Source organism: Streptomyces sp. NPDC001513, from assembly GCF_042894695.1.
Lineage (GTDB): Bacteria > Actinomycetota > Actinomycetes > Streptomycetales > Streptomycetaceae > Streptomyces.
Window position 1 is genome coordinate 206,617 of sequence record NZ_JBIAVU010000011.1, and the last position, 15,186, is coordinate 221,802.

Consider the following 15,186-nt stretch of genomic DNA (forward strand, 5'->3'; position numbering starts at 1 on the left):
CACCTTCAGGGGGTGGGGCCCGCCCTACTCCTACAACCTGAGATGGATCCCCCATCGGCACCTGCGGCCGATCCCACGGCGGGCGTGCGCTCCTAGCGTGGAGACATGACCACGCCTGTGTGCACGCTCGCCTCGAATCCGACGCCGTACCCGTCGTTCTCGGCGTACGTACGGACCCGCGGCACGGTCCTGATGCGCACTGCGCGCTCCCTCACCGCCAACCCGTGCGATGCGGAGGACCTGCTCCAGACCGCCCTGGCCAAGACGTACGTGGCCTGGGACCGCATCGAGGACCACCGGGCCCTGGACGGCTACGTCCGGCGGACCCTGGTCAACACCCGTACCTCCCAGTGGCGCAAGCGCAAGGTCGACGAGTTCGTCTGCGACGAGCTCCCGGAGACCGAGGAGGTGCCGGCCTCCGATCCCGCGGAGGCGCAGGCCCTGCGCGACGCGATGTGGCGCGCCGTGACCCGGCTGCCGGACCGGCAGCGGGCCATGGTCGTCCTGCGCTACTACGAGGACCTGAGCGAGGTGCAGACCGCGGAGCTGCTGGGCGTCTCGGTCGGTACGGTCAAGAGCGCGGTCTCCCGTGCGTTGGGCAAGCTCCGCGAGGACCCGGAGCTCACTCCCGTCCGGTGAGGCGCGGGATGTTTCACGTGAAACCAGAGGATGTTTCACGTGAAACACGACGCGGGTTCTACCCCCGGGTAGTGACATGCCGAGCGGTATGTGCGCAGAATCGGCAGCATCCGTAGCCGCCGCAGCGCCGCAGCGCTCATCGGGAGGACGCTTTGCTCAGCACCATGCAGGACGTACCGCTCCTCGTCACCCGCATACTCCGTCACGGAATGACGATCCACGGGAAGTCCCAGGTCACCACCTGGACCGGGGAGGCTGAGCCGCATCGCCGCAGCTTCGCCGAGATCGGCAACCGCGCCACCCGCCTCGCAAGCGCCCTGCGCGACGAACTCGGCGTGCAGCAGGACGACCGGGTCGCGACCCTCATGTGGAACAACGCCGAGCACGTCGAGGCGTACTTCGCGATCCCTTCCATGGGCGCCGTTCTGCACACGCTCAACCTGCGGCTCCCTCCCGAGCAGCTGGTCTTCATCGTCAACCACGCCGCAGACCGGGTCGTGCTGGTCAACGGCACCCTGCTGCCGTTGCTCGCGCCCCTGCTGCCGCACCTGCCGACCATCGAGCACGTGGTGGTCTCCGGCATCGGCGACCGCTCCGCGCTCGACGGGCTGAACGTGCGCGTGCACGAGTACGAGGAGCTGCTGGAGGGCCGGCCCGACAGCTACGACTGGCCCGAGCTGGACGAGCGCCAGGCGGCGGCCATGTGCTACACCTCCGGCACCACCGGGGACCCCAAGGGCGTCGTCTTCTCGCACCGTTCGCTCTACCTGCACTCCATGCAGGTCAACATGACCGAGTCGATGGGTCTGACCGACCGGGACACCACCCTCGTCGTGGTCCCGCAGTTCCACGTGAACGCGTGGGGGCTGCCGCACGCCACCTTCATGACCGGCGTCAACATGCTGATGCCGGACCGCTTCCTGCAGCCCGCGCCGCTCGCCGAGATGATCGAGCGGGAGAAGCCCTCGCACGCCGCGGCCGTCCCGACCATCTGGCAGGGTCTGCTGGCCGAGGTCACCGCCAACCCGCGCGACCTGACCTCGATGAAGCACGTCACCATCGGCGGTTCGGCCTGTCCGCCCTCCCTGATGGAGGCGTACGACAAGATCGGCGTCCGCGTCTGCCACGCCTGGGGCATGACCGAGACCTCCCCGCTGGGCACGATGGCCCACCCGCCGGCCGGACTGACCGCCGAGGAGGAGTGGCCCTACCGGATCACCCAGGGCCGCTTCCCCGCAGGCGTCGAGGCCCGCCTGATCGGTCCCGGCGGCGACCTCCTGCCCTGGGACGGAGCCTCGGCGGGCGAGCTGGAGGTGCGCGGCAACTGGATCGCGAGCTCCTACTACGGCGGCGCGTCCGGCGAACCCTTCCGGCCCGAGGACAAGTTCAGCGCCGACGGCTGGCTCAAGACCGGGGACGTCGGCGTCATCAGCGCCGACGGCTTCCTCACCCTCACCGACCGTGCCAAGGACGTCATCAAGTCCGGCGGCGAGTGGATCTCCAGCGTGGAGCTGGAGAACGCGCTGATGGCGCACCCCGAGGTCGCCGAGGCCGCCGTCGTCGCCGTCCCGGACGAGAAGTGGGGCGAGCGTCCGCTGGCCACCGTCGTCCTCAGGGAGGGCGCGACCGTGAACTACACGGGGCTGCGCGAGTTCCTCTCGCAGTCCATCGCCAAGTGGCAGCTGCCCGAGCGCTGGACGGTCATCGAGGCCGTGCCGAAGACCAGTGTCGGCAAGTTCGACAAGAAGGTGATCCGTCAGCAGTACGCGGACGGCGCGCTGGAAGTCACCAAGCTCGACTGACGCGACGCCGCCGGCAAGATCCGAATGGGACGGCCTAGCCCCGGGTGAGCCACGGCCGCAGCAGCTTGCTGACGGCGGGCATGGCCACGTAGGTCATCAGGGTGCTGAAGACGACGGCGAAGGCCGCCGTCCGCAGCACGAAGTGCAGATCCACCAGGTACGGCCCGAGCACCGCGTTGCCGGCGAGCGAGATCGGGAAGATGGCCAGCCCCGAGCTGATCGCCATCTTCCACCGCGGCGGCGCGGGCCGGGTCGTACCCGGCTTGGCGAACCACGTCTCCATGCCGTGCAGTTCCCGGCGGGCTATCTCCGTGTGGTGGTGGCCGAGGCAGTTGGAGAACCACTGGGCCCGCTCCGGGGAGTCCTGCCAGCGCTGGAACGCCGCCTGGTTGCGGAAGCGGTGGACCAGGAACCACGGCCCGCCCTCCGTCGCCGGGCGGAAGAGCCCGTACCCGAGGTGGTCCGGGAAGCCGGCGGCCGTCTCCAGGATCCCGTGGGCCCAGGCCTCGAAGGTTTCCTCGTGCCCCGGGTCCACCTGGCGCGCGATGAGCAGGTTCACCTCCCCGTTGTCGGCGGGGACGGTGTGCTCGGTCGTGTGGGTGATGGCCATCGGGCCAGGATTACTAGTTGGTGCCGATCTTGGCCAGCAGGTCCACGATGCGGCCCTGTACGTCCGCCGTCGTGGCCCGCTCGGCGAGGAAGAGCACGCTCTCGCCGGAGCCCAGCCGCGGCAGGTCCGCCGGGTCGATGCCCGTCGTCGTGTAGACGACCAGCGGGGTGCGGTTCAGCTGCCCGTTGGCGCGCAGCCAGTCCACGATCCCGGCCCGGCGGCGGCGCACCTGCATCAGGTCCATGACCACCAGGTTGGGCCGCATCCGGGTCGCCAGCTCCACGGCGTCGGTGTCGGCGCCCGCCCGGGCGACCTGCATGCCGCGCCGTTCCAGGGCCGCCGTCAGCGCGGTCGCGATCTCGTCGTGCTCCTCGATCAGCAGGACCCGGGAGGGGTGCTGTTCGCTGTCGCGCGGTGCCAGCGCCTTGAGCAGGACGGCCGGATCGGCGCCGTACGCCGCTTCGCGCGTGGCGTGCCCCAGCCCGGCCGTGACCAGTACGGGCACCTCGGCGGCCACCGCGGCCTGGCGCAGCGACTGGAGGGCGGTCCGGGTGATCGGCCCGGTCAGCGGGTCGACGAACAGCGCGGCGGGGAACGCGGCGATCTGCGCGTCCACCTCCTCGCGGGAGTGCACGATCACCGGGCGGTAGCCGCGGTCGCTGAGGGCCTGCTGCGTCTGCACATCGGGCGCGGGCCACACCAGGAGCCGGCGCGGGTTGTCCAGGGGCTCCGGCGGGAGTTCGTCGTCCACGGGCTGAGGGACGGGCCGGTTGACCACCTCGACGGCGCCGCCCGGGCCGTCGAGCGGCTCGGGCCCCTCGTCGGAGCCCGCCTCGGGGGCTCCTATCGCGAACGCCCGGCCCTGTGGGGCGGGCTCGGCGAGCCGGCGCCGGCGGCCGGATCCGGAGCCGCCACCCGTCCCGCCGCCGGTGGCGTTGGGGTCCACGGAGATGCCCTGTCCGAGGGTGCCGAGGGCGCGCACGCTGATCGGCTGCGCGGCCTGCCCCTCCGCCGGGGTGTCCTGCGGCCGACGTGCCCCGGGCACGGCGGCCGGGCCGGAGGCCTCGTCGTCCTCGGCAGCGGTACGGGCCGCCGGAACCGGCCAGGCCGGGGTGCCGGGCAGCGCTCGGCGCCGCCCGGTCGGATTCTCGGCGGACTCGGCGGGCTGCGCGGCGGGGGCTTCGGGTTCGCCGGCGGGAGCGCCCAGCGGGCGGCGGCCGCGGCGCCCGGCCGGGGTCTCGGCGTCGCCCTCGGCGGGAGCGGCGGCCGGACCGGCCATGGCGGGGGCCTGCGGAGCGGAGGGGGCCGGAGTCGGGCCGGCGGGCAGCGCGAAGCCGCCCTCGGGAGCGATGGGCCGCGCGGGAGCGGGCGTCGGCCCGAGCCCGGTCGCCGGAACGGGGCCGCCGGGCTGCGCCGGACCGGCCGGACCCAGCGCCCGCCGTCGCCCGGCGGGATGCTCGGTCAGCGGAACCGGGGGCACCGGGGGCACCGCGGGCACGGGCGGGAGCGCGGGCACGGCGGTGCCCTGCGGGGGCACGGGCCGCCCGGATCCGCCCTGGCCGCCCGGGCCCCCGGGACCGCCCGAACCTCCGGGACCTCCGGGACCGCCCGGGCCCCCGGGACCGCCGGGGCCACGGACTCCGCCCGGGCCACCGCTGCCGTCGGCGTCGCCGCTGTCGTCGCCGGCCCGGCCGCGCCTGCGCCCCGTACCGAGTCCGGCCGGATTCACCGGGGACTGGGCGAGCTCCGGGCCCGCGTCGGGAAGGCCCGCCTCTCCCGCCCGCCGCCGTCCGGACGGCAGCGCCAGCGCGCCCCCGCCCTGGCCGGCCGGCGCGGCGGCCGGACCCGTGGCCTCGTCGTCCAGGAAGGCGTCCACTCCGCGCCGGCCCCGCCGGCCGCCGGAGACCTTGCCGGGGGCGGCGCCCCCGGACGTCCCGGCGCCGTCCGTGGTCGGCCCGGCCGGGGGCTCCTCCGGGGGTTCCGGCAGCGTGACCGTCCCGGCGCCCGAGCCGAGCGGGAGCTCCAGCACGTACGCCCCGCCGGGCGCGCCCGGAACCTCCACCGTCTGCAGCACGCCTCCGTGCGCGGTCACGATCCCCCGCACGATCGGCTCGTGGACCGGGTTCCCGCCCTCGTACGGCCCGCGCACCTCGATCCGTACGACGTCTCCGCGCTGGGCGGCGGCCACCACGATCGTCGAGTCGCCGTACCCGCTGCCCTGGGCGGTCTTGCCGGTGGCGTCCACCCCGGCGACGTCCGCGACGAGGTGCGCGAGCGCGGTCGCGATGCGGGCGCCGTCCACCTCGGCCTCGATGGTCGGCGCGTGGACCGCGAATTGCACGCGGCCCGGACCGATCAGTTCCACCGCGCCGTCGACGCCCGCCGTCACGACGGTGTTGATCAGGACCTTCTTCTTCGCGAGCCGGGCGCCGCCCGAGTCCAGGCGCTGGAAGCCGAGCACGTTGTCGACCAGCGTGGTCATCCGCGAGTACCCGGCGGCCAGGTGGTGCAGCAGCTGGTTGGCCTCGGGCCACAGCTGTCCGGCGTCGTCGGCGGCCAGGGTCGCCAGCTCACCGCGCAGCTCGTCCAGCGGGCCGCGCAGCGAGTCGCCGAGGACGGCCAGCAGCTGCGCGTGCCGCGCGGCCAGGGCGTCGTAGGGCCGCCGGTCGGTGAAGGTCATGACGGCGCCGACGAGCTGCTCCCCGTCCCGTACGGGAGAGGTCGTCAGGTCGACGGCGACGGGCTGACCGGCCTTGTTCCACAGCACCTGCCCGCGTACGCGGTGCTTGCGCCCGCTGCGCAGGGTGTCGGCGAGCGGAGACTCCTCGAAGGGGAACGGCGAGCCGTCGGTGCGGGAGTGCTGGACCAGGCCGTGCAGTTCGCGGTTGCCGAGGTCGGTGGCGCGGTAGCCGAGGATCTGGGCGGCGGCCGGATTGACCAGCACCACCCGGCCGTCGGTGTCGGTGCCCACGACGCCCTCGGCGGCGGCGCGCAGGATCATCTCGGTCTGCCGCTGGGAGCGGGCCAGCTCGGCCTCGGTGTCCACGGTCTGCGAGAGGTCCCGGACCACGAGCATCAGCAGCTCGTCACCGGTGTACGAGGGTTGCGGCTCGCGGTAGGCGTCGCGGCCGTCGAGATGGGCGCTGGTGATCTCGACGGGGAACTCGGAGCCGTCGGTGCGGCGCGCGATCATCCGCTTGGGTTTGGCGCGGCCGCCCTCGTCCTCGCCGGGCCGGCGCATGGAGCCGGGGATCAGCTTGGAGTCGAACTCGGGCAGGAGGTCGAGCACGCCGCGGCCGACGAGTCCCGTGCCGGGACTCTCCATGACCTCGAGAGCGATCGAATTGGCGTTGACGACCGTGCCGTTGGCGTTGACGAGCAACAGCGCGTCCGGAAGAGCGTCGAGTATTGCTGCGAGGCGAGCAGCGCCTCGGGATGGCCTGCTGCTCACGACGAGCTTCCTCCCTGACCACAACTACCGGCAAGTCACGGGAGGAGTCTAAGGCCACAGGCCCGCGGCGGGGCGGCCGATGTGCGGTGGATACCGCACATTCCGCGCATCCTCCCAGGTCAGGAACGCCCACTCGGAAGCAGAGGTTCCAACTCGTCCCAGCGGCTGATTTCGCATCCGTTCGTCCGCCGAAACGTGGCGTCCACTTTGTGGCCGTTCCAGTTTCCCGTGATGCGGGCGGTGGCGGGGCCGCCGTGCTGCATGGTGCAGAGCTGTCGCTTGGACACCGGGGCGAAGGGGTCCTTCCCCTCCTTGGCGAGCTGGTCCAGCCGCGCGCAGGCGCCCGCGGCTTGGGGGTGATCACCGCCGACCGGGTCGCATTCGAGCCGGTACTCCCGGTCCAACTGACGGTTCCCGGTGTCGGCCATGGCGATGGTTAGGCGGTCGGGCGGGGCCAGCAGCCCGCTCAGGGGCACGGGCAGCGGCGGGAGCGGCCCCGCGGCCGCGGCGGCCAGGGCGGAGGTGACGGCGAAGGCGGCGAGACGCAGCATGGGGCACTCCAGGTCGTCCGTACGTCGTACGCCTGACCAACGACGGGGGCCCGCCGACGTTGCGTGCTGCGGCTGCTTTAAGGCTTTGCCCTCTGCCCGTCCCTCCTAGTACCGTGGGAGCGGATTGGTGAGGGGCCCTGCGCCTGTGTCATCATCTGCACGCACCCTCGTACGCGGGGGTGTGCTGGAGGCGTCGCCTAGTCCGGTCTATGGCGCCGCACTGCTAATGCGGTTTGGGGCTTACCCCCCATCGAGGGTTCAAATCCCTCCGCCTCCGCACCTCATCGAAGCCCCGGTCCTGACGGACCGGGGCTTCGATGCATTCCGGGGCAATCCACTCGGTTCCGACCTCTGTGCGAGCCCATCCGGACGATCTTCATCCGGGGCGTTTCCGCAGGTCAGCATGGGTTTGGCTAATGGATTTCGCGTCCCGGCGAGGTCCATGTATTGTTGTTCTCGCAAGGCCAACGGGGCGCAAAACCCCGAGAAGCCCAAGCACTCGTAGCTTAACGGATAGAGCATCTGACTACGGATCAGAAGGTTGCAGGTTCGAATCCTGCCGAGTGCACAGCAAGCCGGAAGCCCCAGACGAAAGTCTGGGGCTTCCGTCGTTTGGGCCGGGCTTCGCTTCCCGCGGCATACGGTGCGTGCATGATCGAACGTTCGAGGGAAGTGCTGTCCGGCCTTTATCCGGAGCTGGCGGCGTCGGGCGGGCTGCGGGAAGCGCTGGCCGGCGAGGCGGCTCGCCGCGGGTGTGAGGCCGGCCCCATGGATCCCGTCGAGGGCTACGATCCCGCGGTCGCCGCGTGCAGCACACAGGGTGAGGCGCGGTTCGCCGTATTTGCCACCAATGTCGAGGAACGCGAGTTCCGCATCGAGATCTCGGCGGAGTCCGGATGGCCTTGGGGTGCATTCGGCAGTACCGATGACCTCGCGGTGGTGAACGCCGTCCTGCATGACTGGCGTGACGGGGCGCCGATCGATCAACTACGTCGTGAGTGGACGTTGCTGGCGGCGAATCCTCTGGATGCGGCACTTCCTGGGAGGGTGGTGTCCACCGCATGGCGGCTGACTCTGGAGCGCTCGCCGCTGATCAGACTGGGCGACGCCGAAGTGGCCGAGGCCCTGTACGCGCAGCCGACCCTGCGCGTTTTCTTTCCCTTCCCGTCGCACGGTCAGTTCAGCCTGCTCAGCAGTACCAAGGATCCGTTCTACGAGGAGGTTCCGCGGGTGGTGCCCAGCGGAGACGATCTGTGGAACGTGGTTCTCGAGTGGTCGCGGTGGTCGCCGGAGGTGCCGTCACGCGTGCTCGGTTCCCGCCTCAGCGCTCGCGAGGCCGCGGCGTTGGTGGCCGCGAACGTTCCCGCGGGCAGTGGCCCGGCCGTCGAGGGAGGCTGGCCGCACCCCGTTCCCGGTCATCGGTGACATCGACGGCGCCGACCAGCCCCGGGCGTGTCCTGTCGGGGGTGTTTCCTCCTGTCTCCTCCTTGAAGGGGAGGGGGTCCCCCGGAGGTACTCAGGGGTGGGATGGCTCTGGCGGGTGATGCCGACCACGCGACGGCCTCGGTACGGTTTTCGAAGATCGTCCGAAGCTGGAAAACGGGGGCACTCATGGGACTGTTCGGGAATGCGCACACCGTCGACCCCGTGTCGGCGCAGCGGGACTACGCGCGGCTGCTGGGGCAGGGGGAGCAGGTGCACGCCGCCTTCCTGCTGATCCGCGACACGATCCTGTTCACCGACCGGCGGCTGGTGCTCGTCGACAAGCAGGGGCTCACGGGGAAGAAGGTGGAGTACCACTCCGTCCCCTACCGGAGCATCACCCACTTCTCCGTGGAGACCGCCGGACACTTCGATCTCGACGCCGAGCTCAAGATCTGGATATCCGGGAACCCGGTGCCGATCGAGAAGACCTTCACCAAGGGGGTCGACATCTACGAGGTGCAGGCGATCCTGACGCAGTTCGTCGCCCGGTAGCGGGAGCTACAGGACCCGGGGGAGGCCGGTCACCGACATCACCAAGGAGTAGAGGGAGGTGGTGGCGGTGATGAAGAGGCGGTTGTTCTTGGCACCGCCGAAGGCGATGTTCGAGACCGGCTCGGGGACGCGGACGCGGCCGATGAGGGTGCCGTCCGGGGCGTGGCACTGGACGCCGTTCTCCATCGCGGCCGCCCACAGCCGGCCCTCGTCGTCGAAGCGGATGTTGTCGACGCCGGGGCAGGCGGTGAAGACGCGGTCGTCGGTGAGGGCGCCGGCGTCGGCGACCTTGAAGGCGCGGATGTGGCCCGCGCGGGTGTCCGCGGCGTAGAGCTCGCTCTCGTCGGGCGAGAAGACGAGGCCGTTGGGGCCGAGGAAGCCGTCGGCGACCATGCGGACCTCGCCGGTCGAGGGGTCGGCCCGGTAGAGGTTGCAGGCGCCGATCTCGCCGGGGGCGCGGTGGCCCTCGTAGTCGCTGGTGATGCCGAAGTCCGGGTCGGAGAACCAGACGGAGCCGTCCGAGCGGACCACCGCGTCGTTCGGGCTGTTGAGCCGCTTGCCGTCGAAGCGGTCGGCGATGACGGTGATCCTGCCGTCCGGCTCGGTGCGGGTGACGCGCCGGTTGCCCTGCTCACAGGTGATCAGGCGGCCTTCGCGGTCCAGGGTGTTGCCGTTGGAGTGGCCGGCCCGGGAGCGGAAGACGGAGACCGCGCCGCTCTCCTCGTCCCAGCGGAGCATGCGGTCGTTGGGGATGTCGCTCCACACCAGCTGCCGCCAGGCAGGGAGGTAGAGCGGGCCCTCCGCCCAGCGGCAGTCGTCGTAGAGCCGCTCCAGCCGGGCGTCGCCGTTGGCGCAGCGGCCGGTCCGGAAGCGCTCGTCCAGGATCTCGTACAAAGTGAGGTCGGCAATGGCAGACATGATTCCCCCTGAGACGGTTCTACCGAATTCTGTTCGGTCTGATGGTGAGATTGCAGGATCAGGTACCGTCTTCGCAAGGGTCGACAGGCCCAAGAGAGGAAGATTGCGTGGACGACATCGACCGTGCGCTCGTCCTGCGCCTGCAGCAGGACGCCGGCCAGTCGTACGCCGCTCTCGGCACGGCCGTCGGGCTCTCGGCCGGGGCCACCCACGAGCGCGTCCGCAAACTGCGGGAGCGCGGGGTGATCCGGCGGACCACCATCGACGTCGATCCGGCGGCCGTCGGCAGTGGGGTCCTCGCCTATGTGATGGTCGACTCCAACGCCTGGATGGGCGAGTCCGGCGCCGACTTCGCCGCGATCCCCGAGATCCAGGAGGCGCACATCATCGCGGGCAGTTCCTCCGTGCTGGTGAAGGTGCGCACGGCTTCGACCGAGCAGTTGCAGGACGTCCTGCGCCGCCTCTACGCCATCGAGGGAGTCAGCGGCACGCACGCCACGGTCGTGCTGGACACCTTCTTCGAACGGCCGCTCCCGCTGTGACCTGGTGGTGCACCGGGATCCGGTGGAAGGACGGCCGGCCGGCCATCGGGTGGTACGGGGAGGGGCGCGGCGAGCGGACGAGCGCGCCGGCATACGGGCAGCGGCTGGCCTTCACGGCGAGCGGGGAGCGGCACTGCCTCGGTGTGCGGCGGGCCGGGAGACGGACGCCCTGTCCGACCGCGGCCCTCGTGCCGGGCCGTGCCGGGAACGCGCAGTGCGCCGAATGCGCCCGCCTCGACAGGTCGTTCTCCGTGGCGGCCGACACCAATGCCGCCGATCCGCGCACCTACCGGGTCTACCTGGCCTGGTTCGGGCCCGGCATGGTCAAGGTCGGGATCACCGCAGAGGAGCGCGGCTCCGCCCGGCTGCTGGAGCAGGGCGCGGTGGCCTGGGCCTGGCTGGGCCGTGGCCCGTTGATGGCCACCCGGCGCACCGAGGAGCTGCTGCGGGCGGCGCTCGGGGTACCGGACCGGATCGCGTACGCCCGTAAGCGCGCCGTGCGGGCCCAGCTGCCGCCGGGACCGGACCGGGCCCGGGAGGTCGCCGAGCTGCACGCGCGGGCGGCGGCGCTGCCCGGGTGGCCGGATTCGCTGGAGCGGGTGGAGTGCGAAGTCGTCGACCATGCCGGGGCGTTCGGGCTCGCCGGGTTGCCGGCCGCCGAGCGGGTGCTCACCGAGATGGTTCCCGGCGGGGCCGTCGTGGGGCGGCTGGTGGGCGCGGCCGGGCCCGATCTGCACTTCGAGGACGGGCTCGTCGTGGACACCCGGCTGCTGGCCGGGTGGGAGCTCACCGCCCCGGCGGCCGGGGCGGTGACGTCGGTCCCGCTGGCGGAGATCCCGTCGGCGGCCGGCGCGCCCGCCGAGCAGGACGGGCTGTTCTGAGGCGAACCGCCCACCCCGGTCAGAGCTGCTCGGACGCCGTCGGCCAAGGTCAAAACTTGGATCCCTTTGGCCTGCGGGAGCCGTTTGCGGTGGACACGTCGGGGCGGTCCGCAGAGGGTGGAGGGCATGAGCATTCAGCCGGTACCGGCCTTCGAACCGCCTTATGTCATGGCCGTTTTCAGCAATGTCCGGACCGACGACGACAGCGGATATCCCGAGACCCTCGCCCGGATGGAGGAGATGGTCGCGACGAATCCCGGGTACCTCGGGTACGAGTCCGCCCGCACCCCCGGCGGTCTCGGCATCACCGTCGCCTACTTCCGTGACCACGACTCCCTCACCGCGTGGCGGGAGGACCTGGAACACCGGGCGGCCATCAAGCAGGGCCGCGCCGACTGGTACGAGAGCTACACCCTGCACGTCGCGACCGTCGAGCGGAGCCACGGCTTTGTCCGCAACGGCTGAGGCGGTCCGCGCCTTCCGGGAGCGCCTCGGGCTGCCCGGACTGGTCGACGTCCACACGCACTTCATGCCCGAGCGGGTCCTGGACAAGGTCTGGGAGTACTTCGACGCGGTCGGCCCGCTGACCGGGGTCGAGTGGCCCATCACCTACCGGCACGAGGAGGAGCAGCGGGTCGCGCTGCTGCGGGAGTTCGGGGTCCGGGCCTTCACCGCCATGCTCTACCCGCACAAGCCGGAGATGGCAGCCTGGCTCAACGCCTGGTCCGCCGATTTCGCCGCCCGCACTCCCGACTGCCTGCACACCGCGACCTTCTTCCCGGAGGAGGGCGCGGCCGCGTATGTCCGCCAGGCCGTCGACTCCGGGGCCCGGATCTTCAAGGCCCACCTCCAGGTCGGCGGCTACGACCCCAACGACGACCGGCTGGATCCGGTGTGGGGGCTGCTCGCCGAGGCCGGCATCCCGACCGTGATCCACTGCGGGTCGGGTCCCGTGCCGGCCAAGTACACCGGACCCGAGCCCGTCGGCCGGCTGCTGGCCCGCCACCCGCGGCTGCCGCTGGTGATCGCCCACATGGGCATGCCCGAGTACGCCGACTTCCTCGACCTCGCCGACAGGTACCCCGAGGTGCGCCTGGACACCACCATGGCCTTCACCGACTTCTCCGAGCGGATCAGCCCCTTCCCGCCCGGTGATCTGGGCCGGCTCGCCGATCTCGGCGACCGGATCCTGCTCGGCACCGACTTCCCGAACATCCCCTACCCCTACGAGCACCAGCTGGCGGCCCTCGAACGGCTCGGCCTCGGCGACGACTGGCTCCGGGCGGTCTGCCACGACAACGGCGCCAGGCTGTTCCGGCTCGACGGCTGAGGGCCCGTTCCGTTTCTCAGGAAATTCACAGGCAGGCACAAGAACGCTCTCAGAGGTCCAGGACAGCGTGGTCGGTATGACTGCGACGACCACCTCTCACGCGTCCACGTCCACCAGCAACCACACGGCCCTCGTGCGGCCCGACGGCGGACCCTGCCGGGTGCTCGTCGTCGACGACGAGGCCTCGCTCTCCGAGCTGCTGTCCATGGCCCTGCGGTACGAGGGCTGCGAGGTCCGCAGCGCCGGCGACGGTGTCGGTGCGGTGCGGGCGGCGCGGGAGTTCCGGCCGGACGTGGTGGTCCTCGACATCATGCTTCCCGACATGGACGGTCTCGCCGTCCTCGGGCGGCTGCGCCGGGAGATCCCCCAGGTCCCCGTGCTGTTCCTGACCGCCCGGGACTCCGTGGAGGACCGGATCGCCGGCCTCACGGCGGGCGGCGACGACTACGTCACCAAGCCCTTCAGCCTGGAGGAGGTCGTGGCCCGGCTGCGCGGCCTGGTGCGGCGCTCGGGCGCGGCGCAGGCGGCGCGCGGCGGCTCGGTGCTGGCCGTCGGCGACCTGCGGCTCGACGAGGACAGCCACGAGGTGGTGCGGGGCAGCCGGGAGATCCACCTGACCGCCACCGAGTTCGAGCTGCTGCGCTACCTCATGCGCAACCCGCGTCGGGTGCTGAGCAAGGCGCAGATCCTGGACCGGGTGTGGTCGTACGACTTCGGCGGCCAGGCCAATGTGGTCGAGCTCTACATCTCCTACCTGCGCAGGAAGCTGGAGAGCGGGCCCGGCCTGGCTCCGATGATCCACACCCGGCGCGGCGCCGGATACCTGATCAAGCCGGCCGAGTAGTGCGCTTCCGCTTCCCTTCCCGCAAGAGGCGGCGACCGCGCGCGCGCCGGCCCTGGTCGCTGCGGACCCGGCTCGTCGTCTCGGCCGTGGCGCTGATCGCCGTCGTGGGTGCGGCCATCGGGACCGTCACCACCCTCGCCCTGCGCTCGTACCTGGTCAATCAGCTCGACGAGAAACTGATCACCTCTGTCGGGATGGCCGTCCGGATGCCCGCCGGGAAGCCGGCCCGGCAGAACAGCACCGGCTTCGTCACGGCCCCCGGCAGCCCGCTGAACGCCACCGGGGTACGTCTGGACCCCGCCGGCACGGTGCTCGGGACCGCCCGCAACGTCCGCGTCGAGGGCGTGCCCGACGAGGCACCGGCCCTCACCGAGGCCCAGAGCAGAGCGCTCGCCGAGACCGCTCGGAAGGCCGCGCAGGCAGCGCAGCGCGGGGAGGGCGGGCCGGGCGGGCAGCGCGCGCGGGCCGGGTCCGGGCCGGTGGACATAGACCTTCCCGGCCTCGGCTCCTACCGGGTGCTGGCCGCGCCCGACGGGAGCCTCGCCCTCGCCTTCCCGCTGAGCGAGGTCGACTCCATCGTGGGCACCCTGGTCGGGGTGGAGGTCTGCGTCACCCTGGCCGGGCTGATCGCGGCCTCCCTCGCCGGGCAGGCCCTGGTCGGGGTCGCGCTGCGCCCGCTGCGCCGGGTGGCCGCCACCGCCACCCGGGTCTCCGAACTTCCCCTGCACAAGGGCGAGCCCGCCCTCCACGAGCGGGTCCCCGACGCCGAGGCCGACCCGCGGACCGAAGTGGGCCAGGTCGGCGCGGCCATCAACCGGATGTTGGGCCACGTCTCCTCCGCCCTCACCGCCCGCCAGCAGAGCGAGATGCGGGTCCGGCAGTTCGTCGCCGACGCCAGCCACGAACTGCGCACCCCGCTCGCCTCCATCCGCGGGTACGCCGAACTGACCCGCCGGGGGCGGGAGGAGCCCGGCCCCGACACCCGGCACGCCCTGGGCCGGATCGAGTCCGAGGCCACCCGGATGACCGGCCTCGTCGAGGACCTGCTGCTGCTGGCCCGGCTCGACGCGGGCCGCCCGCCCTCCACCGCCGACGCCGAGACCGACCTGGCCCCGCTCGTCGTCGACGCCGTCAGCGACGCCCGCGCCGCAGGGCCCGGGCACCACTGGCGCCTGAACCTGCCCGAGGAGCCCGCGACCGTACGGGCCGACCCGGCCCGGATCCAGCAGGTCCTGGTGAACCTGCTCGCCAACGCCCGCACGCACACCCCGCCCGGCACCACCGTCACCGCCGATGTTTCACGTGAAACATCCGCCATCCGGCTGTGCATCGAGGACGACGGGCCCGGTATTCCACCGGAGCTGCTCCCCCACGTCTTCGAGCGCTTCGCCCGCGGCGACGCCTCCCGCTCCCGCACGGCTGGCTCCACCGGACTCGGGCTCGCCATCGTCCAGGCCGTGGTCGCGGCGCACGGCGGGCGGGTCGGCGTACAGAGCGAGCCCGGGCGGACCCGCTTCGAGGTCGTGCTGCCGCTCGCCCGGCCCGCGGGCACGGGCACGGGCACGGACACGGGCACGGGCACGGCGGAGCCGGACTCACAGACAGGGCACAGGCTCACCACACAGCGGTGACAGGCCGCTC

The 15,186-nt window shown here is 72.1% G+C and carries 14 protein-coding genes and 2 tRNA genes; 12 read left to right on the top strand and 4 right to left on the bottom strand.

The window, feature by feature from the left end:
* Positions 1-105 precede the first annotated feature (105 nt).
* The gene (locus tag ACFYZ4_RS25200) at positions 106-639 is read left to right on the top strand and encodes a SigE family RNA polymerase sigma factor (protein ID WP_351287869.1); all 534 of its coding nucleotides are present in this window, start codon (positions 106-108) and stop codon (positions 637-639) included.
* A gap of 152 nt (positions 640-791) precedes the next feature.
* Positions 792-2,441, top strand: a complete 1,650-nt coding sequence (locus tag ACFYZ4_RS25205; protein ID WP_384339966.1) for a long-chain fatty acid--CoA ligase — start codon at positions 792-794, stop codon at positions 2,439-2,441.
* Positions 2,442-2,475: 34 nt separating this feature from the next.
* Here the strand turns inward: ACFYZ4_RS25205 and ACFYZ4_RS25210 are convergent, their stop codons facing one another.
* The 3 genes from ACFYZ4_RS25210 to ACFYZ4_RS25220 all read right to left on the bottom strand — a co-directional run bounded on the left by ACFYZ4_RS25210 (position 2,476) and on the right by ACFYZ4_RS25220 (position 7,053).
* Positions 2,476-3,051, bottom strand: a complete 576-nt coding sequence (locus ACFYZ4_RS25210) for an antibiotic biosynthesis monooxygenase (protein WP_351287837.1) — start codon at positions 3,049-3,051, stop codon at positions 2,476-2,478.
* Between the two features lie 13 nt (positions 3,052-3,064).
* Positions 3,065-6,502, bottom strand: coding sequence for a PAS domain-containing protein (locus ACFYZ4_RS25215; protein WP_390784852.1), 3,438 nt, complete (start codon positions 6,500-6,502; stop codon positions 3,065-3,067).
* 119 nt (positions 6,503-6,621) lie between these two features.
* Entirely contained in the window at positions 6,622-7,053 is a 432-nt protein-coding gene (locus ACFYZ4_RS25220) for an SSI family serine proteinase inhibitor (RefSeq protein WP_384339962.1), read from the bottom strand.
* Positions 7,054-7,239: 186 nt separating this feature from the next.
* Between ACFYZ4_RS25220 and ACFYZ4_RS25225 the strand changes: the two genes are divergently transcribed.
* The 4 genes from ACFYZ4_RS25225 (at position 7,240) to ACFYZ4_RS25240 (ending at position 9,030) form a co-directional block, all read left to right on the top strand.
* Positions 7,240-7,330: transfer RNA gene (locus ACFYZ4_RS25225), tRNA-Ser, on the top strand.
* Between the two features lie 218 nt (positions 7,331-7,548).
* Positions 7,549-7,621 (top strand) — tRNA-Arg (locus ACFYZ4_RS25230).
* Between the two features lie 83 nt (positions 7,622-7,704).
* Positions 7,705-8,478, top strand: coding sequence for a DUF6193 family natural product biosynthesis protein (locus ACFYZ4_RS25235; protein WP_390784853.1), 774 nt, complete (start codon positions 7,705-7,707; stop codon positions 8,476-8,478).
* A gap of 186 nt (positions 8,479-8,664) precedes the next feature.
* Complete coding sequence (locus ACFYZ4_RS25240; protein ID WP_351287826.1) at positions 8,665-9,030, top strand: PH domain-containing protein; 366 nt, start codon at positions 8,665-8,667, stop codon at positions 9,028-9,030.
* Between the two features lie 6 nt (positions 9,031-9,036).
* On the opposite strand, the gene ACFYZ4_RS25245 is transcribed toward ACFYZ4_RS25240, so the two are convergent.
* The gene (locus tag ACFYZ4_RS25245; protein WP_390784854.1) at positions 9,037-9,948 is read right to left on the bottom strand and encodes an SMP-30/gluconolactonase/LRE family protein; all 912 of its coding nucleotides are present in this window, start codon (positions 9,946-9,948) and stop codon (positions 9,037-9,039) included.
* A 107-nt stretch (positions 9,949-10,055) separates the two neighbouring features.
* Between ACFYZ4_RS25245 and ACFYZ4_RS25250 the strand changes: the two genes are divergently transcribed.
* The 6 genes from ACFYZ4_RS25250 (at position 10,056) to ACFYZ4_RS25275 (ending at position 15,176) form a co-directional block, all read left to right on the top strand.
* The gene (locus ACFYZ4_RS25250; protein WP_351287821.1) at positions 10,056-10,490 is read left to right on the top strand and encodes an Lrp/AsnC family transcriptional regulator; all 435 of its coding nucleotides are present in this window, start codon (positions 10,056-10,058) and stop codon (positions 10,488-10,490) included.
* A complete protein-coding gene (locus ACFYZ4_RS25255; RefSeq protein ID WP_390784855.1) occupies positions 10,487-11,371 on the top strand; it encodes a DUF2797 domain-containing protein in 885 nt (294 codons plus the stop codon). The genes ACFYZ4_RS25250 and ACFYZ4_RS25255 overlap by 4 nt, the downstream gene beginning before the upstream one ends.
* 126 nt (positions 11,372-11,497) lie before the next feature.
* The gene (locus tag ACFYZ4_RS25260) at positions 11,498-11,836 is read left to right on the top strand and encodes an antibiotic biosynthesis monooxygenase (RefSeq protein ID WP_351287816.1); all 339 of its coding nucleotides are present in this window, start codon (positions 11,498-11,500) and stop codon (positions 11,834-11,836) included.
* Positions 11,820-12,701, top strand: a complete 882-nt coding sequence (locus ACFYZ4_RS25265) for an amidohydrolase family protein (protein ID WP_351287813.1) — start codon at positions 11,820-11,822, stop codon at positions 12,699-12,701. The genes ACFYZ4_RS25260 and ACFYZ4_RS25265 overlap by 17 nt, the downstream gene beginning before the upstream one ends.
* A gap of 76 nt (positions 12,702-12,777) precedes the next feature.
* A complete protein-coding gene (locus ACFYZ4_RS25270; RefSeq protein WP_390784856.1) occupies positions 12,778-13,545 on the top strand; it encodes a response regulator transcription factor in 768 nt (255 codons plus the stop codon).
* A gap of 86 nt (positions 13,546-13,631) precedes the next feature.
* Entirely contained in the window at positions 13,632-15,176 is a 1,545-nt protein-coding gene (locus ACFYZ4_RS25275) for a sensor histidine kinase (RefSeq protein ID WP_390784857.1), read from the top strand.
* Positions 15,177-15,186: the final 10 nt, after the last annotated feature.

Bases quoted from the DNA above. Each gene is read 5' to 3' on its own strand.
- ACFYZ4_RS25245 (WP_390784854.1), bottom strand. From the start codon at position 9,948: ATGTCTGCCATTGCCGACCTCACTTTGTACGAGATCCTGGACGAGCGC.
- ACFYZ4_RS25210 (WP_351287837.1), bottom strand. From the start codon at position 3,051: ATGGCCATCACCCACACGACCGAGCACACCGTCCCCGCCGACAACGGG.
- ACFYZ4_RS25240 (WP_351287826.1), top strand. From the start codon at position 8,665: ATGGGACTGTTCGGGAATGCGCACACCGTCGACCCCGTGTCGGCGCAG.
- ACFYZ4_RS25270 (WP_390784856.1), top strand. From the start codon at position 12,778: ATGACTGCGACGACCACCTCTCACGCGTCCACGTCCACCAGCAACCAC.
- ACFYZ4_RS25260 (WP_351287816.1), top strand. From the start codon at position 11,498: ATGAGCATTCAGCCGGTACCGGCCTTCGAACCGCCTTATGTCATGGCC.
- ACFYZ4_RS25200 (WP_351287869.1), top strand. From the start codon at position 106: ATGACCACGCCTGTGTGCACGCTCGCCTCGAATCCGACGCCGTACCCG.
- ACFYZ4_RS25235 (WP_390784853.1), top strand. From the start codon at position 7,705: ATGATCGAACGTTCGAGGGAAGTGCTGTCCGGCCTTTATCCGGAGCTG.
- ACFYZ4_RS25220 (WP_384339962.1), bottom strand. From the start codon at position 7,053: ATGCTGCGTCTCGCCGCCTTCGCCGTCACCTCCGCCCTGGCCGCCGCG.